The organism is Streptomyces sp. AHU1, assembly GCF_045343905.1.
GTDB lineage: Bacteria > Actinomycetota > Actinomycetes > Streptomycetales > Streptomycetaceae > Streptomyces > Streptomyces triticiradicis.
This window is the reverse complement of the sequence record NZ_CP174283.1, coordinates 5,233,362-5,254,488: the sequence shown is the minus strand read 5'-3', so window position 1 is coordinate 5,254,488 and position 21,127 is coordinate 5,233,362. Positions and strand designations below refer to the sequence as shown.

Annotated in this window: 22 protein-coding genes and 1 tRNA gene; 4 read left to right on the top strand and 19 right to left on the bottom strand. The window is 71.4% G+C overall.

The window, feature by feature from the left end; translation table 11 throughout:
* Nucleotides 1-427: 427 nt before the first annotated feature.
* On the top strand, nt 428-1,693 hold the full coding sequence (locus tag ACICHK_RS23505) for an amidohydrolase family protein (RefSeq protein WP_406838441.1): 1,266 nt from the start codon (nt 428-430) through the stop codon (nt 1,691-1,693).
* Between the two features lie 173 nt (nt 1,694-1,866).
* Here the strand turns inward: ACICHK_RS23505 and ACICHK_RS23500 are convergent, their stop codons facing one another.
* The gene (locus tag ACICHK_RS23500) at nt 1,867-2,913 is read right to left on the bottom strand and encodes a hypothetical protein (protein ID WP_406838440.1); all 1,047 of its coding nucleotides are present in this window, start codon (nt 2,911-2,913) and stop codon (nt 1,867-1,869) included.
* Nucleotides 2,914-3,076: 163 nt separating this feature from the next.
* On the opposite strand from ACICHK_RS23500, the gene ACICHK_RS23495 reads away from it, so the two are divergent.
* Complete coding sequence (locus tag ACICHK_RS23495) at nt 3,077-3,733, top strand: SDR family oxidoreductase (RefSeq protein WP_151473526.1); 657 nt, start codon at nt 3,077-3,079, stop codon at nt 3,731-3,733.
* A 39-nt stretch (nt 3,734-3,772) separates the two neighbouring features.
* Here ACICHK_RS23495 and ACICHK_RS23490 read toward each other — a convergent pair whose 3' ends face one another.
* The 4 genes from ACICHK_RS23490 to ACICHK_RS23475 form a co-directional block, all read right to left on the bottom strand.
* Nucleotides 3,773-3,997, bottom strand: a complete 225-nt coding sequence (locus ACICHK_RS23490; RefSeq protein WP_151473527.1) for a hypothetical protein — start codon at nt 3,995-3,997, stop codon at nt 3,773-3,775.
* 459 nt (nt 3,998-4,456) lie between these two features.
* On the bottom strand, nt 4,457-4,723 hold the full coding sequence (locus tag ACICHK_RS23485; RefSeq protein ID WP_406838439.1) for a hypothetical protein: 267 nt from the start codon (nt 4,721-4,723) through the stop codon (nt 4,457-4,459).
* A 214-nt stretch (nt 4,724-4,937) separates the two neighbouring features.
* Nucleotides 4,938-5,765 carry a hypothetical protein gene (locus tag ACICHK_RS23480; RefSeq protein ID WP_406838438.1) on the bottom strand — a complete coding sequence of 276 codons (828 nt, stop codon included), beginning with the start codon at nt 5,763-5,765 and terminating at the stop codon, nt 4,938-4,940.
* Between the two features lie 200 nt (nt 5,766-5,965).
* A tRNA-Tyr gene (locus ACICHK_RS23475) sits at nt 5,966-6,047 on the bottom strand.
* A gap of 201 nt (nt 6,048-6,248) precedes the next feature.
* Between ACICHK_RS23475 and ACICHK_RS23470 the strand changes: the two genes are divergently transcribed.
* Nucleotides 6,249-6,737 carry a YajQ family cyclic di-GMP-binding protein gene (locus ACICHK_RS23470; protein WP_037627493.1) on the top strand — a complete coding sequence of 163 codons (489 nt, stop codon included), beginning with the start codon at nt 6,249-6,251 and terminating at the stop codon, nt 6,735-6,737.
* Between the two features lie 115 nt (nt 6,738-6,852).
* On the opposite strand, the gene ACICHK_RS23465 is transcribed toward ACICHK_RS23470, so the two are convergent.
* The gene (locus ACICHK_RS23465) at nt 6,853-7,119 is read right to left on the bottom strand and encodes a GlsB/YeaQ/YmgE family stress response membrane protein (RefSeq protein WP_103554853.1); all 267 of its coding nucleotides are present in this window, start codon (nt 7,117-7,119) and stop codon (nt 6,853-6,855) included.
* 188 nt (nt 7,120-7,307) lie between these two features.
* Between ACICHK_RS23465 and ACICHK_RS23460 the strand changes: the two genes are divergently transcribed.
* Nucleotides 7,308-8,552: an APC family permease gene (locus ACICHK_RS23460; RefSeq protein ID WP_406838437.1), complete on the top strand. Its 1,245-nt coding sequence runs from the start codon at nt 7,308-7,310 to the stop codon at nt 8,550-8,552.
* A 106-nt stretch (nt 8,553-8,658) separates the two neighbouring features.
* Here ACICHK_RS23460 and ACICHK_RS23455 read toward each other — a convergent pair whose 3' ends face one another.
* The 13 genes from ACICHK_RS23455 to ACICHK_RS23395 all read right to left on the bottom strand — a co-directional run bounded on the left by ACICHK_RS23455 (nt 8,659) and on the right by ACICHK_RS23395 (nt 20,985).
* Entirely contained in the window at nt 8,659-9,225 is a 567-nt protein-coding gene (locus tag ACICHK_RS23455) for an SMI1/KNR4 family protein (protein ID WP_406838436.1), read from the bottom strand.
* Between the two features lie 109 nt (nt 9,226-9,334).
* Nucleotides 9,335-9,727, bottom strand: a complete 393-nt coding sequence (locus tag ACICHK_RS23450) for a YccF domain-containing protein (protein ID WP_406838435.1) — start codon at nt 9,725-9,727, stop codon at nt 9,335-9,337.
* The gene (gene htpX, locus ACICHK_RS23445) at nt 9,724-10,587 is read right to left on the bottom strand and encodes a zinc metalloprotease HtpX (protein ID WP_406838434.1); all 864 of its coding nucleotides are present in this window, start codon (nt 10,585-10,587) and stop codon (nt 9,724-9,726) included. The genes ACICHK_RS23450 and htpX overlap by 4 nt, the downstream gene beginning before the upstream one ends.
* 212 nt (nt 10,588-10,799) lie before the next feature.
* Nucleotides 10,800-12,299, bottom strand: a complete 1,500-nt coding sequence (locus tag ACICHK_RS23440; protein ID WP_406838433.1) for an NADH-quinone oxidoreductase subunit N — start codon at nt 12,297-12,299, stop codon at nt 10,800-10,802.
* Nucleotides 12,296-13,870 (bottom strand): NuoM family protein, encoded by a 1,575-nt coding sequence (locus ACICHK_RS23435; RefSeq protein WP_151473534.1) that lies wholly within the window; start codon nt 13,868-13,870, stop codon nt 12,296-12,298. The genes ACICHK_RS23440 and ACICHK_RS23435 overlap by 4 nt, the downstream gene beginning before the upstream one ends.
* Before the next feature lie 6 nt (nt 13,871-13,876).
* Complete coding sequence (locus tag ACICHK_RS23430; protein WP_406838432.1) at nt 13,877-15,868, bottom strand: NADH-quinone oxidoreductase subunit L; 1,992 nt, start codon at nt 15,866-15,868, stop codon at nt 13,877-13,879.
* Nucleotides 15,865-16,239 (bottom strand): NADH-quinone oxidoreductase subunit NuoK, encoded by a 375-nt coding sequence (gene nuoK / locus ACICHK_RS23425; RefSeq protein WP_406838431.1) that lies wholly within the window; start codon nt 16,237-16,239, stop codon nt 15,865-15,867. Before nuoK ends, ACICHK_RS23430 begins: the two co-directional genes overlap by 4 nt.
* The gene (locus tag ACICHK_RS23420; RefSeq protein ID WP_406838430.1) at nt 16,239-16,901 is read right to left on the bottom strand and encodes an NADH-quinone oxidoreductase subunit J; all 663 of its coding nucleotides are present in this window, start codon (nt 16,899-16,901) and stop codon (nt 16,239-16,241) included. The genes nuoK and ACICHK_RS23420 overlap by 1 nt, the downstream gene beginning before the upstream one ends.
* On the bottom strand, nt 16,898-17,527 hold the full coding sequence (locus ACICHK_RS23415; RefSeq protein ID WP_406838429.1) for a NuoI/complex I 23 kDa subunit family protein: 630 nt from the start codon (nt 17,525-17,527) through the stop codon (nt 16,898-16,900). The genes ACICHK_RS23420 and ACICHK_RS23415 overlap by 4 nt, the downstream gene beginning before the upstream one ends.
* Nucleotides 17,528-17,529: 2 nt before the next feature.
* Nucleotides 17,530-18,498 carry a complex I subunit 1 family protein gene (locus ACICHK_RS23410; protein WP_151473539.1) on the bottom strand — a complete coding sequence of 323 codons (969 nt, stop codon included), beginning with the start codon at nt 18,496-18,498 and terminating at the stop codon, nt 17,530-17,532.
* The gene (locus ACICHK_RS23405) at nt 18,495-19,931 is read right to left on the bottom strand and encodes an NADH-quinone oxidoreductase subunit C (RefSeq protein ID WP_406838428.1); all 1,437 of its coding nucleotides are present in this window, start codon (nt 19,929-19,931) and stop codon (nt 18,495-18,497) included. Before ACICHK_RS23405 ends, ACICHK_RS23410 begins: the two co-directional genes overlap by 4 nt.
* Nucleotides 19,928-20,581, bottom strand: coding sequence for an NADH-quinone oxidoreductase subunit B (locus ACICHK_RS23400; RefSeq protein ID WP_406838427.1), 654 nt, complete (start codon nt 20,579-20,581; stop codon nt 19,928-19,930). Before ACICHK_RS23400 ends, ACICHK_RS23405 begins: the two co-directional genes overlap by 4 nt.
* Nucleotides 20,572-20,985, bottom strand: coding sequence for an NADH-quinone oxidoreductase subunit A (locus ACICHK_RS23395; RefSeq protein ID WP_151473542.1), 414 nt, complete (start codon nt 20,983-20,985; stop codon nt 20,572-20,574). Before ACICHK_RS23395 ends, ACICHK_RS23400 begins: the two co-directional genes overlap by 10 nt.
* Nucleotides 20,986-21,127: the final 142 nt, after the last annotated feature.

Here is a 21,127-nt window from a genome sequence, read left to right as displayed (position 1 = left end):
GCGCGATCGCGGTCGGCTCGGGGTGACCGGGTGCGGTCGTGGGCCCGCGAGGGGCGGCCGGGCTCCGTCACGCCCTGTGCGGGGCCGCCTGGACGCGGCGGCGGCCGAGGCGCCGCGACCGGGGCGGGAGAGGTCGAGGGCGGGCATGCGAGCGGGACGGGCCGGAGACGGGCGGGTGGGCGCGGGCCGGTCCTGGACGGTGGCCCGGGACGGCCGGTCCCGGACGGTGATCCGGGACGGCCGGTCGGGGACCGGTCCCGAAGGTGGCCGGTCCCCGACCGGTCGACGGACCACGCCGGTACGACTATTGCGCTCCTCCCTGACGTCGACGGGTCTCCGCCCTAGGCTCGACTCACGCTGCGTGATCTTGTGCCCCCACGCTCCGCAGTCGTCCCTCCCGCAGCCGTCCCCGAGCCACAGGAGTGCGATGCCCGACAGCCAGCAGCAGCCGCCCCATTCCGCCTCGGGTCATTCCGCCCCGGGACAGACCGACACGGCCGCTCTCCTGCTGTGCGGGGCGCGGCTCACCGACGGCCGGACCGTGGACGTGCGGCTGGGTGGCGGCCGTATCGAGGCGGTCGGCACCGCGGGAAGCCTGGCGGCGGGTGCCTCGGGGGCTCGCGCCGCGAAGGTGGACCTCGACGGCTACCTCCTCCTGCCGGCCCCGGCCGAGGTCCACGCGCACGGCGACACGGCCCTGGCGGCCGACGGCCAGGGGCCCCTCGCGTACGACGACCGGGCGGTCCAGCGCCGGGCCACAGAGGCGGCACTGCTCCAACTCGGGCACGGCGCCACCGCTTTGCGGTCCCATGTGCGCGTCGGCGACGTGCAGGGACTGGACGCGCTGACCGCGGTGCTCGAGGCTCGGCGGTCCTTGCGGGGGCTCGTCGAACTGGCGACGGTGGCGATGCCCCGGGTGCTGACCGGGGCGGCCGGTGCCGACGGGCTCGCGATGCTGCGGGACGCCCTGAAGATGGGCGCTTCCGTGGTGGGCGGCTGCCCGGACGCGGACCCCGATCCGACCGGGTACGTCGAGGCCGTCCTGGAACTCGCCTCCGAACACGGCTGTCCGGTCGACCTGCACACGGACGCCGCCGATCCCGCCCGGCTCGCCCGGCTCGCCGCCATGGCGGGCGGGCTGCGGCCCGGGGTGACCCTCGGCCCGTGCGGCGGCCTCGGCCGACTGCCTTCCGAGGTGGCCTCCCGCGCCGCGGACCGGCTCGCCGCGGCCGGGGTGACGGTGGTGTGCCTCCCGCAGGGCGGCTGCGGCTCGGCCGACCGGCGCGGCACCGCTCCCGTACGGCTGTTGCGGGCGGCCGGGGTACGGGTCACGGCGGGCAGCGGTGCCCTGCGCGACGTGTCCAACCCGGTGGGACGCGGGGACCCCCTGGAGGCCGCGTACCTGCTGGCCTCCCGGTGCGGGCTGCGCCCCGAGGACGCGTACGACATGGTGAGCCGTACCGCCAGGGCCGCCCTCGGACTGCCCGAGGTGCGGGTGGAGGCGGGGTTCCCGGCCGAGTTGCTCGCCGTGCGCGGGGACCGGCTTTCGGGGGTCCTGTCCCTCGCGTACAGCCGGGTCGTGATCCACCGCGGGCGCGTGGTGGCGCGGACCAGCGCGGTGCGGGAGTACTGCGACTCGGCGGCCGAGTCCGGGCTGGAACTGCCCCGGCAGGGACGGGAAGAGCCGTCCTAGCCGGGGCGGGCACCACGGCGGCCACGCGCGCGTGAGGCGAGAACGCTCCACGCGCGCGTGAAGGCGGCCGGGGCGGCCCGCGTGCCACGTCGTCCCGCGGGCGGCTGCCGAGGCCGGCGGCGGGCGTCAGCGGCGGGCGTCAGCGGCCGGCGTCGGCGGCGGGCGTCGGCGGTCTAGAACCCGCCGCCCACGAACGCGCGACCCAGCGGGCTCCCCCCGGGAACCTTGTCCACGGGGAACTCGGTGGCTCCGGACGGCGCGCTGACGTCACCCGCCTCGGAGAACTTCAGGACGAGGGGCAGCTTGGTCTTCCCCGGGCTGTCGGAGAGGACGGCCAGGTCCGTCCTGATCTGCCAGAGGTCGCCGTTCTTCAGGGTGAAGTCAACGGCGACCTTCTTGTCCGGCGCGTCCTTGAGGTCCTTGGCGGTGGGGAGTTCCGCGCCTGCCGGGAGGTCGTCCTGCAGCGGACGGAGCTTGTCGACGACACCGGTGATCAGGTCGCGGAAGTTGCCCGTGGCGATGACGTGCTCGGTCCCGTCGGCACCGCCCTTGGTCCGGAACTGGACCTCACGGCCGATGACGGCCCGTACGGCGTCGAGAGCCTTCTTCTGGGTCTTCGCGTCGACGTCCCCGGAATCGGCGGTCCCCTTCGAGGCACCCCCGGTGGACTTCCACTCCAGCTCCTTGATGTCGACCTTCACCCAGTCGCCCTCGAGGAGCTTCTTGAACTCCTTCTGGCTCGGGGGGAGATCGTCGGCCGACGGCATGGGAACGCCCATCGCCTCACCGACGGCCTTCATGTTGCTGCGGTAGTACATGAAATCGCCGATGACCCGGTACTCGGCCAGGACACCGCCGGTCCCCGTGATCTTCACGCTCGTCCCGATGAGGTCCTTCTCGCCCGAATCCGCCAGCTTCTTCCTGGACTTGACGGAGACGTCGACACGCAGCGCGCTGATGAACTTCGCGGCCTCCGGCGGAAGCGATTCGTCGGAACCGTCCTCGGCCGCGAGAGCGTTGATCGCGTCCGCGTCGGCGTCCAGGTCCAACTGGAAGGCGAGAGACTTCTGTTCGCCGAGGCGGTCCACGGCGTGGTCCACCTTCTGCCCGGCGGTGAGGTTCTGGACCGTGCCGCAGGCGGCCGCCGCGGTGAGGAGGACAGCGGTGCAGCCGACCGCGGTGGCTGTCTTGCGTATGACGGTGATGATGGTCTCCTCCACGACGCCGCACGGACCCGCACGGCGTTCCCTCGTTCGCGTGTTCACTCGTTCCGACGCGTTCTCGCGGCGGTCACCCACGCATTCACAGTGATCACCCATGTGACTCACGAGTTGCCCACAGGGTTGCGCGCGAACGCGGCCGTCCGGGCGTACGGTCGGAGACATGCGCATTGTCATCGCTGGTGGTCATGGTCAGATCGCGCTGCGGCTGGAGCGGCTGCTCTCCGCGCGCGGGGACGAGGTCGCGGGGATCATCCGCCGTGCCGAACAGGGGGACGATCTGCGGGCGGCCGGCGCCGAGCCGGTCCTGTGCGATCTGGAGTCGGCGTCGGTGGAGGAGGTCGCCGCGCATCTGCAGGGCGCGGACGCGGCCGTCTTCGCGGCGGGCGCGGGGCCGGGCAGCGGTGCGGACCGCAAGCAGACGGTGGACAAGGGCGCCGCGATCCTGTTCGCGGACGCGGCCGAGCGCGCGGGCGTACGCCGGCACGTGGTCGTCTCCTCCATGGGCGCGGACCCGGCCCACCCGGGCGACGACGTCTTCGACGCGTACCTGCGCGCCAAGGGCGAGGCCGACGAGTACGTGCGCGGTCGCGCGGGTCTGGACTGGACGATCCTGCGTCCCGGCAGCCTGATCGACGACGCCGGAACCGGTCTCGTACGTCTGGAGGCCTCGACCGGCCGCGGCATGATCCCCCGCGACGACGTCGCTGCGATCCTCGCGGAACTGGTCGACACACCGGCGACGACCGGTCTGACCCTGGAGGCCATCAGCGGCTCGACACCGATCTCGGTCGCGGTGAAGTCGGTGGCGGGCAACTAGTAGTCGGTTCGCCCCTGCTCGATCCGCCCCTGGTCCGGTTCAGAAGAGCGGGAGCTGGCCGGGGAACTCGGGGACGGCGTACCCGTCCAGCGTGGGCTGCGCCGCCCCGATGAACGCCTCCCGGCGTGAACCGGAACACGAGACCAGTTCCCCGCTCCCCCGTGCGCTCCCTCGCGCGCCAGGGGGATCGTGCCGGGCGAACCGCCCCGCGACGACGGCGATCTCCCGACGGCACTCGGGGCAGTTCCTGCGACGCGATGACATGGGATCAGTGTGCCCCGCGGGCCCGGGGTCCTGCTCCCGTCCGTCGCCGTCGACAGACGAGCCGACGAGCCGACGAGCCGACGACGAGAAATGATTCACCGCATTGCTCCGGCCGCCACCGGGTGGAGCGTTTCCCACACGGCGAATTCGACGCACGAAAACGGAGCGGAACAAAGCGGAACGGAGCGGAACGGAAAAGCGCGCGGCCGCCCCGGATTCCGGGGCGGCCGCGCGCGAGACACCGGCTCAGGACGATCGCCGAACACCGGCCGGAATCAGCACCGCCCTGCCGTGGTCAGCGGGATCAGGACACGAATGCCGTCTTGGACCGCTCGTCCACCGGACCGGTGTCGCGCCGACCGGCCGAACCGATCGCCGGGACCGTCACCGGCACCAGGACCGTCACCGACATCGATACCGACACCGGGTCCGAGGTCCGTCCGACCGCGACTCCCGCTCTCAGACGGGCAGTTCGTCCACGTAGCGCTTCGCCGTCAGGAGAGAGACGCAGGGGTGCTCCTCGCGGACCGCCTTGATGGCCGCGACGTCGCCGCTCCGCCTGCGGACCCCACGGATGCGTTCCGGGTCGACCTGGCCGCGGAACCCCTCGAAGGATCCGTACCTGTCCCGGAACACCCTCTCCCGCCTCTTCGCGGCCCGATCACCGGCCACGCAGATCGCGATCGCGATTCCGGCCGCGATGAAACCCGCCATTCCCCCGAACATGGTCCTCCTTCGGTACCCGCGCGGACGACGCCGCGCGATTCCCAATTTACCCTTTCACGAGCGAGGACATTCGGGAGCCCTGATCACGGGAGAAAACCTGCCGACATCGCCCGACTCGGAACCAGCTATTTTCGGCCTGGAATTTCCGGTCGCCGGATCGTTTTCCGTGGGCCGGGGCCGAGGACGGCGAGGTCCCGGCCCCGCGCCCAAGGCGTCAGCGCACGTCGACGTAGTCGGCCGCGCTGGTGGCGGCGCCGGTCGTCGAGTTGCCGTAGTACACCCAGCGGTAGGAGCCGTCGACCGAGGCGGTGACCGTGGTCTTCAGGCCCCCGGTGCTGCTGGTGGTGGCCTTCTTGACCGTCTTGAAGGTGTCGGCGCCCTTGGCCCGGAACTGGAGGCTGACCGTACGGCCGCTGTAGGCGTCGTACTTCTTCGTGCTCCAGTTGGCCCGGGTCACCGTGCCCGTGACGGTGATCGTCCTGCCCTTGGTGACCGGCTCCGGCGAGGCGTTGGTGGTGGCCTTGGCCGCGCGCTTGAGCTGGGCGGTCGTGGACCGCGTCTCCCGCTCCTCGGCCTTGAGGCCGCCGTCGGCCTTCCACAGCCGCAGCGAGACGCCGACCTTCCAGGTCGTGGCGTCACTGTTGGAGTCGACGTGCTCCTGGCTCGGGTGCGGGTCGATGTAGAGGTTGCCCTCGCAGCGGGCGTGCTTGGAGTCGATCTCGTAGCAGGTGTAGCTACCCGGCTGGATGAAGTTCTCTCCGGTGTCGGCCGCCGTGTTGATGCTGCCGCGGTAGAGGAAGGGGTACGCGGTGTAGCGCGAGGGATCGGCGGTGCTGTACCCGGAAGGCAGCGCGATGTTGAACCTGATGGGCGGCTCCACCTCCTTCGACGTGCCGACGACGATCGGCTTGCCGTTGTTGATGACGATGTCCGACACGGTGACACCGGTGTCCGCCGCCCGGGCGGCCGGCGCGTTCAGCACCGAGAACCCCAGCGCCCCCACGAGCGTGGCCACCGCGACGGTTCGTCTGCCTGTCTTCATTCACACCTCTTCGGAAGGATGCCGTTGCAAGAGGCGGCAGCCTATCCGTCGCGATCATGCCCCGCCCCGGCCACCCGGCTCGGCTCGACTCAGGGGCGGAACGAGTCGAGACGCGCCCACACTCCGCCCACGACGGCTCGAACAAAAAGAGACCCCCTCCGATCTACGTTTCCGCAGATCGGAGGGGGTCTACCTTCATGTGGCGGCGCCAGGATTCGAACCTGGGAAGGCGAAGCCGGCAGATTTACAGTCTGCTCCCTTTGGCCGCTCGGGCACACCGCCGGGTTTGCTGCCTCTGAGCCTCGCTTTCGCGGTGCTCCCTGGCAACGACGTAAACGATACCTGATGCTCGGGGATGCTTCGCCACCCAATTGATCGACGCTTGGAGGGAGGGGGGTGGCTAGGCTTATGCGGATGCGGCCGGAGGCCTACGCCGGGCTCGACGGCCGCCCCTACGCACCCCGATACAAGGAGCCACAGGACATGGCCGACTCCAGTTTCGACATCGTCTCGAAGGTCGAGCGGCAGGAGGTCGACAACGCCCTCAACCAGGCCGCCAAGGAGATCTCTCAGCGCTACGACTTCAAGAACGTCGGCGCCTCCATCTCCTGGTCCGGCGAGAAGATCCTCATGGAGGCGAACTCCGAGGAGCGGGTGAAGGCCATCCTCGATGTGTTCGAGACCAAGCTGATCAAGCGCGGCATCTCGCTGAAGTCGCTGGACGCCGGTGAGCCCCAGCTCTCCGGCAAGGAGTACAAGATCTTCGCGACGATCGAGGAGGGCATCTCCCAGGAGAACGCCAAGAAGGTGGCGAAGATCATTCGCGACGAGGGCCCCAAGGGCGTGAAGGCCCAGGTGCAGGGCGACGAGCTGCGTGTCAGCTCGAAGAGCCGTGACGACCTGCAGGCCGTTCAGGCCCTCCTCAAGGGCAAGGACTTCGACTTCGCCCTGCAGTTCGTGAACTACCGGTAGAACGCCCGGCAGGCGGCGTGAAGCGGCCGCGGGAGCGGCAGGCGGCTTGAGGAAGGGCGGGCACCCGGGGTGTCCGCCCTTCTCGTCCGCCGGCCGCGGCCCCGGCGTCGTGGGCTCAACGGCGCGAGTCGCCGAACAGGATGCGGTAGAGGATCAGCAGCACGAGCGAGCCGCCGATGGCGGCGACCCAGGTGGCGCCGTCGTAGAAGTGCTTGCTGACGGGGTGGTCCAGCCAGCGGGCCGATATCCAGCCGCCGACGAACGCGCCCACGACACCGATGACGGTCGTCCCGACGAAGCCTCCCGGGTCACGCCCCGGGAGCAGGAACTTGGCGATGGCGCCGGCCAGCAGTCCCAGAATGATCCAGCTGATGATGCCCATGTCCTGAGCCTGCCCTTCCGTCCTGCGCTCACGCTGTCCCGGTCCTGTGACTTCGGTCCGGGCGGGCCGTGCGCGCGCTGTCCGTGTCCGGCACGGGTCACGTCCGCCGATGACGTGTCGACACCGTGCCGATGAACAGGACGTCGCCGTGGCTCCAGCCGGTTGCGGCGATCAGTAGGGTGCGGCACATGACGCTGTCCAGTCCCGAGTTGCGCCGCACGCTGGGAGTCGGTGACGCCGTGGTCATCGGGCTCGGCTCGATGATCGGCGCCGGCATCTTCGCCGCGCTCGGTCCCGCCGCGCGGGCGGCCGGATCCGGGCTCCTGCTCGGACTCGCGGTCGCCGCGGTCGTCGCCTACTGCAACGCGACGTCCTCGGCCCGGCTCGCCGCCCTGTATCCCGCTTCCGGCGGCACCTACGTCTACGGGCGCGAGCGGCTGGGAGCCTTCTGGGGGTATCTGGCGGGCTGGTCGTTCATCGTCGGCAAGACGGCCTCCTGCGCGGCCATGGCGCTCACCGTGGGCGCGTACGTCTGGCCCTCGCACGGGCACGCGGTGGCCGTCGCCGCGGTGGTCGCCCTGACCGCCGTGAACTACGGCGGCGTCCAGAGGTCGGCCTGGCTGACGCGGGTGATCGTGGCGGTGGTCCTGGCGGTCCTCGCTTCCGTGGTGGTGGGGTGTCTCGGGTCCGACGCATCCGGTGCCGGGCGGCTGGGCATCGGACTGTCGTCCGGCGCGGTCGGGGTGCTCCAGGCGGCCGGTCTGCTCTTCTTCGCGTTCGCGGGATACGCGCGGATCGCGACGCTCGGCGAGGAGGTACGCGATCCCGCGCGCACCATTCCGCGCGCGATCCCGTTGGCTCTGGGCATCGCGCTCACGGTGTACGCGGCGGTCGCCGTCGCTGTCCTCTCGGTGCTCGGATCGGAGGGTCTGGGGCTCGCCCCGGCTCCACTGGCGGACGCCGTGCGGGCGGCCGGGCTGCCGGGGCTCGTGCCCGTCGTGCGGGTGGGGGCCGCGGTGGCCTCGCTCGGCTCTCTTCTCGCCCTGATCCTGGGTGTCTCGCGGACCACGCTGGCCATGGCCCGTGACCGTCATCTGCCGGGCGCCCTGGCCGCCGTGCATCCCCGCTTCCAGGTCCCGCACCGGGCGGAACTGGCCGTGGGCGTGGTGGTCGCCGCGCTGGCCGCGACCGTGGACGTGCGCGGCGCGATCGGCTTCTCCTCCTTCGGTGTGCTGGCGTACTACGCGATCGCCAACGCCTCCGCCTGGACGCTGAGTCCGGCCCCGGCGTCGCGGGTCGTGCCGGTGCTGGGACTCCTCGGCTGTGTGACGCTCGCCTGTGCCCTGCCGGGCGTCTCGGTGGCCGTGGGCGCGGCCGTCCTCGCGGTGGGGGCGGCGGCGTACGGCGTACGGCTGCGGGCGGCCTCTCGCTGAGGGCTGCCCCGAGATCCCCCGTGGATCGGCGCTCGGTCTCGGTGCCGGACTCCGAACACTGCGAGGCGGGGGCCGCCGCCCTGGGCGTGTTCGGGCGTTCAGCGGGTCAGGAAGCCCGGGGCGTCGTCGTACGTATGCGGAAGTCGGGCCAAGGGGGCAGGTCCCCGCCGTCGTTGGACTCCTCGTACCAGCCCGTTCCCTCCAGCCAGGCGCGCAGCCAGGTCGCGAGGTCGGGGGCGTCCACGTACCAGGCGTGGTCCGCGTGGTCGGCGTTCGGATCGAAGAGCAGGACCGTGCCGTCGGGACTCTGGCAGTCCACGCACGCGTACATTCCGCAGCCCCAGTGGGATATCGGCAGGACGCCCTCGGGCCATGGCCAGTCGGGGTCCTTGCGACCGCTCCGGCGGCTGGCGAGGTACTGCGGAACGGCCGCCGGCTCGCCCGACGGCGGGCCGTCCAGCAAGGGCAACAGGCCGTATTCCGGACCGAATCCACCGTCCCCTATCCGCAGGTAGAGCGAGGTGAGCAGCGCGGGCAGAGGGAAGCCGAGGGTGGCCTCGGCGCGGGTGACCTCCGCCGGGTCCACGGGCGCGGGAAGCGAGGACCAGCCCCATGGACGGGTGTTGCGGGCCTCCGTGGCGACCCGTGCCAGCAATTGCTCGGTCTCGGTCATGGATTCATGATGCAGCGCGCCGCTGACAATCGGGCAGCCTGTGGAAAACCCTCGCCGGAACGGGATGGACCCCGTACCGGCAAGGAGCGCGAGGAAGGGGCCCGTTCGGCTAACGCCCGGCGAACGGCTCGTCCGTGCGCACGATTTCGCGTCCCAGCGGGAACAGCGAGATCGGGATGAGCTTGAAGTTGGCGATGCCGAAGGGAATGCCGATGATCGTGATGCACATGGCGATGCCCGTGGCGATGTGCGCCAGGGCGAGCCACCAGCCCGCGAGGACCAGCCACAGGACGTTGCCGACGCAGGACGGCGCTCCGGCGTCGTGACGCTCCACCGTCGTATAGCCGAACGGCCACAGCGCGTAGATACCGATGCGGAACGACGCGATGCCGAACGGGATTCCGATGATGGTGATGCAGAGGATGATGCCTGCGGCGAGGTACCCGAGGAACAGCCAGAAGCCGCTCAGGACGAGCCAAATGACGTTCAGGATTGTCTTCATTGCTGACGGCCTGCCATCTGCTCGAGCCGGGCGATGCGCTCCGCCATCGGCGGATGCGTGGAGAACATCTTCGACATTCCCTGTCCCGGACGGAATGGGTTCGCGATCATCATGTGGCTCGCGGTCTCGATGCGCGGCTCGGGAGGCAGCGGCAGCTGCTTCGTGCCCGCGTCGAGTTTGCGCAGCGCGCTCGCAAGGGCGAGGGGGTCGCCGGTGAGCTGGGCGCCGGAGGCGTCCGCCTCGTACTCCCTGGAGCGGCTGATGGCGAGCTGGATGAGGGAAGCGGCGATCGGGCCCAGGATCATGACCAGGAGCAGTCCGAGGATGCCGGGACCGTCGTCGTCGTTGGACCGGCCGACGGGGATCAGCCAGGCGAAGTTGACCAGGAACATGATCACGGAAGCCAGGGCGCCGGCCACGGACGAGATGAGGATGTCCCGGTTGTAGACGTGACTGAGTTCGTGGCCGATGACACCGCGCAACTCGCGCTCGTCCAGGATGCGCAGGATCCCCTCGGTGCAGCACACGGCCGCGTTGCGCGGGTTGCGGCCCGTCGCGAAGGCGTTCGGCGCCTCCGTCGGTGAGATGTACAGGCGCGGCATGGGCTGGCGGGCCTGGGTCGAGAGATCACGGACCATGCGGTAGAGGGCGGGGGCCTCGAACTCGCTCACCGGGCGGGCGCGCATCGCGCGTAGAGCCAGTTTGTCGCTGTTCCAGTACGCGTACGCGTTCGTGCCGACCGCGATGAACAGGGCGACGATCAGGCCTGTGCGCCCGAAGAAACTGCCGATGACGATGATGAGTGCGGACAGTCCCCCGAGAAGTACGGCTGTCCTGAGCCCGTTGTGCCGGCGGTGCACGGTACGCCCTCCAAGTCGTGCGGCGGGGGAACCCTTTGCTTGCTGATGCTCTGCTTCCACTCTTCAGTGGACCCTCCCGTACTGGTCAACGCCAGACGGGAAGCACTAGTTCCCTTGTGCGCACTGCCTGACGCGTGGGCCGTCCGGGTGATTCGGACGGCCGTCCACGCGCGCGTGCCCTTGAAGAGCCCCCCGGGGGTGGTGCTTCGGTTTCAGAAGAGGACGGTCTCCGAGAAGCGGAGGATCAGCTGGGGAGCCCCGGACAGCACGACGCCCAGGACGGCCGTCAGGACGATGGCCGCGGTGAGCGGAGCCGGTGCGCGGTGCGTGCCCGGTTCGCCTTCGGGAGAGCGGAAGAGCAGCGCCGTCCACTGGAGGTAGTAGAAGAGCGCGATCACCACGTTGACGGCCATGACGACGGCCAGCCAGCCGAGCCCCGCGTCGACGGCCGCCGAGAAGACGGTCACCTTGGCGAAGAGGCCGATGACGCCCGGCGGCAGGCCGGCCAGGCAGAGCAGGAAGAAGCCGAGGACCAGTGCGGACAGGGGGCTCTCGGCGTACAGGCCGCGGTAGTCGCTGATGCGGTTCAGGGGGCTGCGGCGGGCCACCAGGGCGGCCACGGCGAAGGCGCCGAGGTTCACGGCGGCGTACATGAGGGCGTACGCGAGCGTGGAGCCGATGGCCTGCTGGGCGTCCTCGGAGTAGGCGGCGGCCGCGATCGGGACCAGGAGGTAGCCGGCCTGGCCGACGGAGGACCAGGCGAGCAGCCGCACCGCGCTGTACGCGCGCGTGGACCGCTGTCGCAGGGCGCCGACGTTCCCGACCGTCATGGTGAGGGCTGCCAGGGCCGCCAGCGCCGGGCCCCAGACGTCCGCGTACGAGGGGAAGGCGACGACGGTGACGAGGACGAGTCCGGAGAATCCGACCGCCTTGCCGACGACCGACAGGTAGGCGGCGATCGGCAGGGGTGCCCCCACGTAGGTGTCGGGCACCCAGAAGTGGAAGGGCACGGCGGCCGTCTTGAAGGCGAAGCCGACGAGGGTGAGGACGACGCCCGTCTGGGCGAGGGTGTGGAACTGTCCGTCGACGTGCTGGATCCCGTCCGCGATCCGGGTGAGGTACAGGGTGCCTGTCGTCGCGTAGACGAAGCTGACGCCCATGAGGCTGACCGCGGTCGCGGTGACGGAGGACAGGAAGAACTTCAGGGCCGCTTCCGAGGACTTCTTGTCGCCGCGTCTGATGCCGACGAGCGCGAAGGCGGGCAGCGAGGCGACCTCCAGGGCGACGATGAGGGTCGCGAGGTCACGGGAGGCGGGCAGGAGGGCGGCGCCCGCGGCGGAGGAGAGCAGCAGGAACCAGTACTCCCCCTCGGGGAGTTCCCGGTCGGCGTCCTTCAGGGCGGTGACCGACAGCAGGGCGACGAGGAGCGCGCCGCCGAGCACCAGGAGCTGGACGACCAGGGTGAAGCCGTCCGCCACGTAACTGCAGGTGTCGGTGGCGCCGGTCAGGCAGAACGTGGCCCGGTCGCCGGCGCGGAGGGGCAGCAGCAACAGCGCGGACGCGGCGAGACCCGCCACGGACGTCCAGCCGAGTACGGCTTTGCGCGCGTCGCCGATGAAGAGATCGGCGACGAGCACGACGAGTCCGACGACCGCCGCGAGGGTGGGCGGCGCGATGGCGAGCCAGTCGACGGACTGGACCAGGGAACTCATCGGGTGCCTCCTGCGAGGAGCTGCTGTACGGCCGGGTCGGTCAGGCCGAGCAGGGCCCGGGGCCACAGACCGGCGACGACGGTGAGGGCGACGAGCGGCGTCCAGGCGGCGAACTCGTAGGTCTGGACGTCGAGGAGTTCCGGCGTCTCCCGGGGGGCCGCGCCCATGCAGACGCGGCGTACGACGATGAGCATGTACGCGGCGGTGAGCAGCGTGCCGAAGGCGGCGATCGTCATGAACGTCAGATAGGCGGGACGGCTGAGGCCGGCGGCGGGCTCGAACGCGCCGAACATGGCCAGCATCTCGCCCCAGAACCCGGCGAGGCCGGGCAGCCCGAGCGAGGCGACGGCGGCGAACGCCAGCAGGCCACCGAGGTGCGGTGCCTTGCCGTACAGCGCGGCTCCGGACTCCTCGGCGAGGGTGTCGAGGTCGGTGGTGCCCGTGCGGTCCTTCAGCGCTCCGACGAGGAAGAAGAGGAGGCCGGTGATGAGGCCGTGGGCGATGTTGGCGAACAGCGCGCCGTTCACGCCGGTCGCGTCCATCGTCGAGATGCCGAGCAGGACGAAGCCCATGTGGCCGACGGAGGAGTAGGCGATGAGCCGCTTGAGGTCGCCCTTCGCGCCCTGTCTGGCGAGGGCCAGGCAGGCCAGGGAGCCGTAGATGATCCCGACCACGGCGAAGGCGGCGAGGTAGGGGGCGAAGGTGCGGAAGCCGTCGGGTGTGACGGGCAGCAGGATCCGGACGAACCCGTACGTGCCCATCTTCAGCATGACGCCCGCCAGCAGGACCGAGCCGACGGTCGGGGCGGCGGTGTGGGCGTCGGGCAGCCAGCTGTGCAGCGGCCACATCGGCGTCTTGACCGCGAGCCCGATCCCGATCGCCAGAACGGCGGTGACCTGCACGGATGTGCTCAGCGACCGGCCGTTGTCAGTGGCGAGTGCCACCATGTCGAATGTGCCCGCCTTGATTCCGATCAGGAGCAGGCCCAGCAGCATGACCACGGAACCGAGCAGGGTGAAGAGGATGAACTTCCAGGCCGCGGCCTGGCGCTGGGCGCCTCCCCACCGTGCGATGAGGAAGTACATCGGGACGAGCACCGTCTCGAACGCGAGGAAGAACAGCAGCAGATCGAGGACGGCGAAGGTCGCGAGCGTGCCGGACTCGAGGACGAGCAGCAGTGCGACGAACGCCTTCGGGGTCGGACCCGAAGGCATCTTGAAGTAGGAGTACAGCGCGCAGAGGAAGGTCAGCAGCGCGGTCAGGACCAGAAGGGGGAGGGAAATGCCGTCGACGCCGAGGTGGATCCGCACGTCGAGTGCGGGGATCCAGCTGATGTCCGTCGTGGCCTGCATCTTCGACGGGTGGTCGTGGTCGAAGCCGAGCGCGAGGACGATCGCGGCGATGAGCACCACGCCCGTGACGGTCACGCCGTGCCGCAGCACCGCCTGTTCGGGCGACTTCCCCTTCAGTCCCGGCGGGGCCGGGAGAAGGGCGGCGGCGGCCCCGATGAGCGGGCCGACGACGATCAACGCGAGAAGAATCTGCATCACGGATTCACTGATATCGATCACGCCTGCTCACGCTCCCGTGGCGACGAGGAGGGCGGCGACCACCAGGACGACGGTGCCGGCGAGCAGCGCGCTCACATAGGTCTGCACATTGCCGGTCTGCGCCCGCCGTACGGCGGTGCCGAGCCAGCGGGGTAGGGCGCCCGCGCCGCGTACGTAGGTGTCGACGACCTCCCGGTCGAGGAACCGGACGAGCGAGGCTCCGGCCCGGACCGGGCGGACGAACAACGCGGAGTACACGGCGTCGAGGTGGAAGCCGACGGCCGCGTGGCGGTGCAGCGGACCGAGCAGCAGCCGGCCCGGGTCCGCCGGGTCGGGAGCCCGGGCGACGTCCCCGAAGGCGGGTTCGTGCGCGGCGATGGCCTCGGCCTCGACCTGTCCGGCATCGGCGTCCGGGTGGGCCGCGACCGCCCCCAGGGGGACGCGGAGCGCCAGGGCGGTGGTGTGCCGCCAGGCCCCGTAGGTGACGATCCCGCCGACCAGGGCGAGTCCCGTGCCGAGCACCGAGGTGGTGAGGACCGGCGTCAGGTCGCGGCCGTCGAACCAGTCGGGCAGCGGGCCGAACGCCAGGCCGAAGGCGAGCGAGGGGACGGCGAGCACCCAGAGCACGGCCGTCATGCTGAGCGGCTGCCTGCCGTGGTCGGGTGCCTCGGCTCCATGACCGCGGAAGGCCAGCAGCCACAGCCTGGTGGCGTACGCGGCGGTGAGGACGGCGGTGACCAGACCGGTGATCAGGACGATCCAGCCCGCGGCGCCGGGGGCGTGCTCGGTGTGGCCGGCGGCGACGTGCTCGGCGGCGCCGAGGACGGCCTCCTTGGAGAAGAAGCCGCTGAAGGGAGGGATCGCGGCGAGTGCGAGCAGCGCCACGGTCATCGTCCAGAAGGCGTCGGGAACCCGGGTGCGCAGGTCCTTCATCCGGGACATGACGGCCAGCGAGTTGGTGCCGGAGGCGTGGATGATCACGCCTGCGGCGAGGAACAGCAGCGCCTTGAAGGCGCCGTGCGCGAGGAGGTGGAAGACGGCGGCACCGCGGTCGCCGACGGCGAGGGCACCGGCCATGTAGCCGAGCTGGCCGATCGTCGAGTAGGCGAGGACCCGCTTGATGTCGTCCTGGGCGAGCGCCGCGAGTCCCGAACCGACCATCGTGACACCGGCCATGACGGCGAGGACGACCATCGCGGCCGCGGAGGCCTGGAAGACGGGGAGGAGCCGGGCGACGAAGTAGATGCCGGCGGCGACCATCGTCGCGGCGTGGATCAGCGCGGAGACGGGTGTGGGGCCCGCCATCGCGTCGGGCAGCCAGGTGTGCAGCGGGAACAGCGCCGACTTGCCCGCCACGCCCGCGAGGAGCAGCAGGGCGACGACGGTCGGGTGGTGCAGCCCGCCGCTCGCGACGGTGCCGAGGACCGTGGTGATCCGGAAGGAGCCGGCGTCGGTGGCCAGCGCGAACAGACCGATGAGGAAGGGGACGTCGCCGAGCTTGGTGACCAGGAAGGCCTTGAGCGAGGCGGCGCGGGCCTCCGGGGTCTCCCAGTAGTGGCCGACCAGGAAGTACGAACAGATGCCCATGATCTCCCAGCCGACCAGGAGCACCATCAGGTCGCCGGAGTAGACGACGAGCAGCATCGCGGAGGTGAACAGGGAGACGAGGGCGGCGTACGAGGGGTAGCGCGGGTCGTCGTGCAGGTAGCCCGTCGAGTAGATCTGCACGCAGGTGGCGACGACGCCGACGAGTACGGCGACGAGGGCGGCGAAGCCGTCGATGTGCAGGCCCAGTTCGATGGGGACCGAGCCGGTCGGCGTGAGTTCGGTGTGCGAGTCGATGGCCTGGCCGCCGCCCTGGCGTACCGCGACCGTCACGGCGAGGGCGAGCGAGGCGAGGGCCGGCAGGACGGCGAGCGGGCGGACGAAGCCCGGGGCCGTACGGCCGAGGAGGAGTCCGGCGGCGGCGCCGAGGAACGGAAGGAGGGGAACGAGGAAGGCGAGGGTGGTCGTGGTCACGCGGCGGCCTCAGCCTTCTCGGCCGCGGGGGCGTCGGGGTCGTCGGGGCCGTGGCCCTCGGCGGTGTCGCGGAGCTTGTCGATGTCCGAGGTGCCGCGGTTGCGGTACACGGCAAGGACGATCGCCAGGCCGATGCCGATCTCGGCGGCGGCGATGGCGATGGTGAACAGGGTCAGGGCCTGGCCGGAGTGCAGGGTGTCGCGGGCGGCCCTGGAGAGCCAGACGTCGAAGGCGACGAGGTTCAGGTTGACGGCGTTGAGCATCAGCTCGACCGACATCAGGACCAGGATCGCGTTGCGGCGCGCCAGGACTCCGTACAGGCCCGTGCAGAACAGGAGGGCGGCGAGCACGGCGGGATAGGCGAGGTGCATCAGCGGACACCTTCCTCGTCCCGCTCGCCGTCACGGCTTCCGGGGACGCGCGGGGTGGCGGCCGCCGCGGCGGTGTCCGCCTGTGCCTTGCGGGAGAGGACGATCGCGCCGACCAGGGCGGCGAGGAGGAGGACGGAGAGCGCTTCGAAGGGAAGGACCCAGTTCTGGAAGAGGCTCGCCCCGGTCACCTCGGTGGAACCGGCGGGGGCACCGTCCAGGTCGACCCAGGTCGTGCGGAAGGCGTCGACGACGACCCAGACCAGGGCGCCGGCCGAGGCGACGGCCACGGTCAGGGCGGCCCAGCGGTTCCCGGAGTCGGCGTCCGGGGAGCGGCCGATCGGGGCCTTGGTGAGCATCAGGCCGAACAGGAGGAGGACGACGACGGAACCGACGTAGATGAGGACCTGTACCCAGGCGATGAACTCGGCCGTCAGCAGGAGGTACTCGACGGCGAGGCCGCCGAGGGCGACCACCAGCCACAGGGCGGCGTGCACCAGCTGCTTGGTGGTGACGGTGACGACCGCGGCGCCGAAGGTGAGCAGGCCGACGAGGAGGAAGGCGATCTCGACGCCGGTCGGGGAGAGGAAGCCGTGGTGTCCGGCGGCGACGGTGGTGGCCGCGCGGGCCGCCGTGGACGCGGCCGTGGCTGCTGCGAAGGTCACGACCGTCCCTCCTGCGGGCCGGAGGGGGGTGCGGCCGGAGAGTCCGGCTGCCCGGCTTCCTCGGCCCGCGGCGCCTGGGCCGCTCGCTCGGCCTCGGCCGCCTGCTCGGCCGCCAGTTTGTCGGCGGTCTTGCGTGCGGCCGCGATCTCCTTGGGCTCCTCGGCGCCGGGGTCCAGGGCGGGCGGGGGCGGGACGGTCCACATCCACTCGCGGAGCTTGTCGCGCTCGTGGGTGAGTTCGTGGATGTCGGTCTCCGCGTACTCGAACTCCGGGGTCCAGAACAGCGCGTCGAAAGGACAGACCTCGATGCAGATACCGCAGTACATGCACAGGGAGAAGTCGATGGCGAAGCGGTCGAGGACGTTGCGGCTGCGCTCGCGGCCGCCCGGGGCGGCGGGCGGGACCGTCTCCTTGTGGGAGTCGATGTAGATGCACCAGTCCGGGCACTCGCGGGCGCACAGCATGCAGACCGTGCAGTTCTCCTCGAAGAGGGCGATGACACCACGGGTGCGGGGCGGGAGCTCGGGCTGGACGTCCGGGTACTGCGCGGTGACGGTCTTCTTCGTCATCGTGCGGAGGGTGACGGCCAGGCCCTTGGCGAGGCCGGAGCCAGGAATGGGGGCCATGGTTACGCGATCACCACCTTGACGATGCCGGTGAGGGCGATCTGGGCGAGGGACAGGGGGACGAGGAGGGTCCAGGAGAGTTTCTGGAGCTGGTCCTCGCGCAGGCGGGGGTAGGTGACGCGGAGCCAGATGACGACGAAGGCGAGGATCGCGGCCTTCAGGAGGGTCCAGACCCAGCCGAGGCCGTCGGCGCCCCAGGGACCGTGCCAGCCGCCCAGGAAGAGGACGGTGGTCAGGCCGCACAGGACGACGATGCCGGCGTACTCGGCGAGCAGGAACAGGGCGAAGCGCAGGCCCGTGTACTCGGTGTACGCGCCGAAGATGATCTCGGAGTCGGCGACGGGCATGTCGAAGGGGGGCCGCTGGAGTTCGGCGAGGCCGGCGACGAAGAACACGATCGCGCCGACGATCTGCCAGGGCAGCCACCACCACCGGAAGGCGTCCACGATGCCGGGGAGCGAGACCGTGCCCGCCGCCATCGCGACCGAGGCCGCGGTCAGGAGCATGGGGAGCTCGTACGCGAGGAGCTGGGCGGCGGTGCGCAGGCCGCCGAGGAGGGAGAACTTGTTGGCCGACGCCCAACCCGCCATGAGCGAGCCGAGGACGCCCACGCCCATGACGGCGAGGACGAAGAAGATCCCCGCGTCGACGACCTCGCCGACCGCGCCCTCACCCGGGCCGATCGGGATGGCGAGGAGGACCAGGAGGTACGGGAGGAGGGCCACCGCGGGAGCGAGCTGGAAGATGCGCCGGTCCGCGCCCGCGGGGACGACGTCCTCCTTCTGCGCGAACTTCACGCCGTCCGCGACGAGCTGGGCCCAGCCGTGGAAGCCGCCCGCGTACATCGGGCCGAGGCGGCCCTGCATGTGGGCCATCACCTTGTGCTCGGTCTGACCGACGATCAGGGGGAACGTCAGGAACACGACGAAGACGACGAGGAGGCGTAGGGCGACGTCGAGAGCGTCGTTCACTGCGCGCCTCCGGAGGGGTCGTCGGGGTTGGGGTCGGGCTCGGAGTCCTCGCCCGCAGCGGGCGTGGACTCCGGCTGGGGCTGGGGCTGGGGCTCAGCCTTCGTCTGCGGCTCGGGCTCGGACTCCGTCCCGGGGGTCCGGGCGGTCCCTGCCCCGGGCTCCGGGTCGGACTCGGACTTCGCCTTCGGCCGGGACTCCGGCTCGGGCTCCGGCGCAGGGGTCCGGTCGGTCTCCGTCTCGGGCTCCGGCGCAGGGGACTGGGCCGGCGCCGGGGGCGTCTCCGGCTTCGGTTCCGGCGCCCGGTCGGGCTTCGGTTCCGAGTCGTCGAACGCGGGCTTCGGCTGGTGCCACGGTGCGTCCGAGCCGCGCGACGGGGCGGGTCTCCTGGCGGGCCTCGTCGCCGCGTCGGGCTCGGCTGCCCGTGAGGCACTCGCCGGAGCGGTCGGTCCGGAGGAGGCCGTCGGTTCCGTCGCGGCCACCGGTTCCGTCGTGGCCACCGGCTCGTTCGGGACGGCTGCTTCCGGCGCGGCCGCCTGCTCGTTCCCGGCCGCCGTCGGTGAGGCGGGCGTCGGGGCCGGAGGGGTCGCCTGCCGGTCCCGCTGGCTGGCGGAGCCCTGGCTCGCGCTGCGGGACCGGCGTGCGGGACGCGCGGCCTCGGTGCCGGGGGCGGCACCCGCCGCGGCGGACGCGGCGTCCGCTCCCGTGGCGCCGGTGCCCGCGGTCGCGGCGGGGGCCGTGGTGCCCGCCGCCGCGGCGGGGGCCGGTGTCTGGCTCGCCGAGCCCTCGCCCGCCGTACGGGCCCTGCGGACCGGGCGCTCGCCGGCGGGGCGGGCCGCGCCACGGGCCGGGCGGGCCGGAGCCGGGGGGAGCTGGCCCTTGAGAGGGCCCCACTCGTTGGGGTCGGGGACGCCGGGCGGCAGCATCTGACGGCGCTTGGGGCCGCCGTGCTCGGACTCGCCGGGCTCCTTCGCGCCCGGCCAGGCCTTGGCGACGCGGGCGGCCAGGACGAAGTCCTTGCGGAGGGGGTGGCCCTCGAAGCCCTCCGGCAGGAGCAGGGGGTCGAGGCCGGGGTGGCCCTCGAAGGTCACCCCGAACATCTCGTGGGTCTCGCGCTCGTGCCAGGCGGCGCCCGCGTAGACGGAGACCGCCGACTCCAGGGCCGGGGCCGTGTGCGGGACGGTCGTGCGGACGAGGAGGCGGCGCACCGGGGACAGGGCCACGACGTGGGCCGAGACGCGGAAGCCCGTGCCGGGCTCGTCGACGGCGCTCAGCCAGTCGAAGTAGGTGCAGCCCAGGGTGGAGCGGGCCGTCTCCAGGGCCGCGGTCCAGGAGGCCGGCGGTACGTCGACCGTCAGGACCTCGTAGGACTCCTCGGCCGTGGCGTCGGGGCCGAAGAGTTCCTCGGCGGGGCCGGGAAGCCAGCCGACGGTCATCGGTCCTCCTCACCGGGGATGGCCGGATCCGTCCCCGGAGCGGTCGTCGCCGCGGGGGCCGGCGGCTTCACCAGGCCGCTCTGGAGCGCCGCGGCCGACGGGCGCGGCGCGTCGGACCCGTACCGCTCCCCCAGCGACTCCCGGGCGATCTTCTCCTGGAGCTTGAGGATGCCCTGGAGCAGGGCCTCGGGGCGGGGCGGGCACCCGGGGACGTAGACGTCGACGGGGATGATCTGGTCGACGCCCTTGGTGACGGAGTAGGAGTCCCAGTAAGGGCCGCCGCAGTTGGAGCAGGCACCGAAGGAGATGACGTACTTCGGCTCGGGCATCTGCTCGTACAGGCGCTTGACGGCGGGCGCCATCTTGTCCGTGACCGTGCCCGACACCACCATCAGGTCGGCCTGGCGGGGCCCCGGCGCGAACGGGATCACGCCGAGGCGGATGAAGTCGTGGCGGGCCATCGACGCGGCGATGAACTCGATCGCGCAGCAGGCGAGGCCGAAGTTGAAGACCCAGAGCGAATAGCGGCGGCCCCAGTTCAGGACCACCTTCATGGGCTCGGGGGCGAGGCGGGCGAGCACGCCGAGCCGCTTCGGCTCGGGCAGCGGCACCGGCGTCGGCTGCTCCGGGGCGGAGGGGGTCACGTCCATGTCAGGACGCCCTTCTTGTATGCGTACAGCAGGCCCACGGCCAGGAAGCCGAGGAAGATGAACATCTCGACGAGCGTCGCGGCGCCGTAGCCGGGAGCGGCGAAGACCGTGGCCCAGGGGAAGAGGAAGATCGAGTCGACGGCGAAGATGACGTAGAGGAAGGCGTACACGTAGTAGCGGACCTGGGTGTGGGCCCAGCCCTCGCCGACGGGGTCGACGCCGCACTCGTACGTCAGCAGTTTCTCGGGGGTCGGTACCACGGGCCGCAGCAGGCGGCCCGCCCCGAAGGCGACGGCGACGAACAGCACGCCCACGACGGCGAGCAGCCCGACGACCGAGTAGGACTGGAAGTAGTCCGCCGCGACGACGGTCCCGGTCGCCGTGACACCGGTCGGTTCCGGCACGTCGGTCCCTCGCTCCCTGACCTCGTTGCGCCCCGTCGTGCGCCGTCGCGCACTCTGTGACGCGCCATGTTCGACGATCTGTACGGACGGGAGTCTAGGGCCTGCTAAAGAGAGCGTAAGCAGCCCGTCACACGTCGACCAT

Coding starts and splice junctions, on each gene's coding strand:
- ACICHK_RS23495 (WP_151473526.1), top strand. CDS start 3,077: ATGCGCATTGTCATCGCTGGTGGTCATGGTCAGATCGCGCTGCGGCTG.
- nuoK (WP_406838431.1), bottom strand. CDS start 16,239: ATGCACCTCGCCTATCCCGCCGTGCTCGCCGCCCTCCTGTTCTGCACG.
- ACICHK_RS23490 (WP_151473527.1), bottom strand. CDS start 3,997: ATGTCATCGCGTCGCAGGAACTGCCCCGAGTGCCGTCGGGAGATCGCC.
- ACICHK_RS23505 (WP_406838441.1), top strand. CDS start 428: ATGCCCGACAGCCAGCAGCAGCCGCCCCATTCCGCCTCGGGTCATTCC.
- ACICHK_RS23470 (WP_037627493.1), top strand. CDS start 6,249: ATGGCCGACTCCAGTTTCGACATCGTCTCGAAGGTCGAGCGGCAGGAG.
- ACICHK_RS23465 (WP_103554853.1), bottom strand. CDS start 7,119: ATGGGCATCATCAGCTGGATCATTCTGGGACTGCTGGCCGGCGCCATC.
- ACICHK_RS23400 (WP_406838427.1), bottom strand. CDS start 20,581: ATGGACGTGACCCCCTCCGCCCCGGAGCAGCCGACGCCGGTGCCGCTG.
- ACICHK_RS23480 (WP_406838438.1), bottom strand. CDS start 5,765: ATGAAGACAGGCAGACGAACCGTCGCGGTGGCCACGCTCGTGGGGGCG.
- ACICHK_RS23440 (WP_406838433.1), bottom strand. CDS start 12,299: ATGAGTTCCCTGGTCCAGTCCGTCGACTGGCTCGCCATCGCGCCGCCC.
- ACICHK_RS23405 (WP_406838428.1), bottom strand. CDS start 19,931: ATGACCGTCGGCTGGCTTCCCGGCCCCGCCGAGGAACTCTTCGGCCCC.
- ACICHK_RS23455 (WP_406838436.1), bottom strand. CDS start 9,225: ATGACCGAGACCGAGCAATTGCTGGCACGGGTCGCCACGGAGGCCCGC.
- ACICHK_RS23450 (WP_406838435.1), bottom strand. CDS start 9,727: ATGAAGACAATCCTGAACGTCATTTGGCTCGTCCTGAGCGGCTTCTGG.
- ACICHK_RS23485 (WP_406838439.1), bottom strand. CDS start 4,723: ATGTTCGGGGGAATGGCGGGTTTCATCGCGGCCGGAATCGCGATCGCG.
- ACICHK_RS23415 (WP_406838429.1), bottom strand. CDS start 17,527: ATGGCCCCCATTCCTGGCTCCGGCCTCGCCAAGGGCCTGGCCGTCACC.
- ACICHK_RS23460 (WP_406838437.1), top strand. CDS start 7,308: ATGACGCTGTCCAGTCCCGAGTTGCGCCGCACGCTGGGAGTCGGTGAC.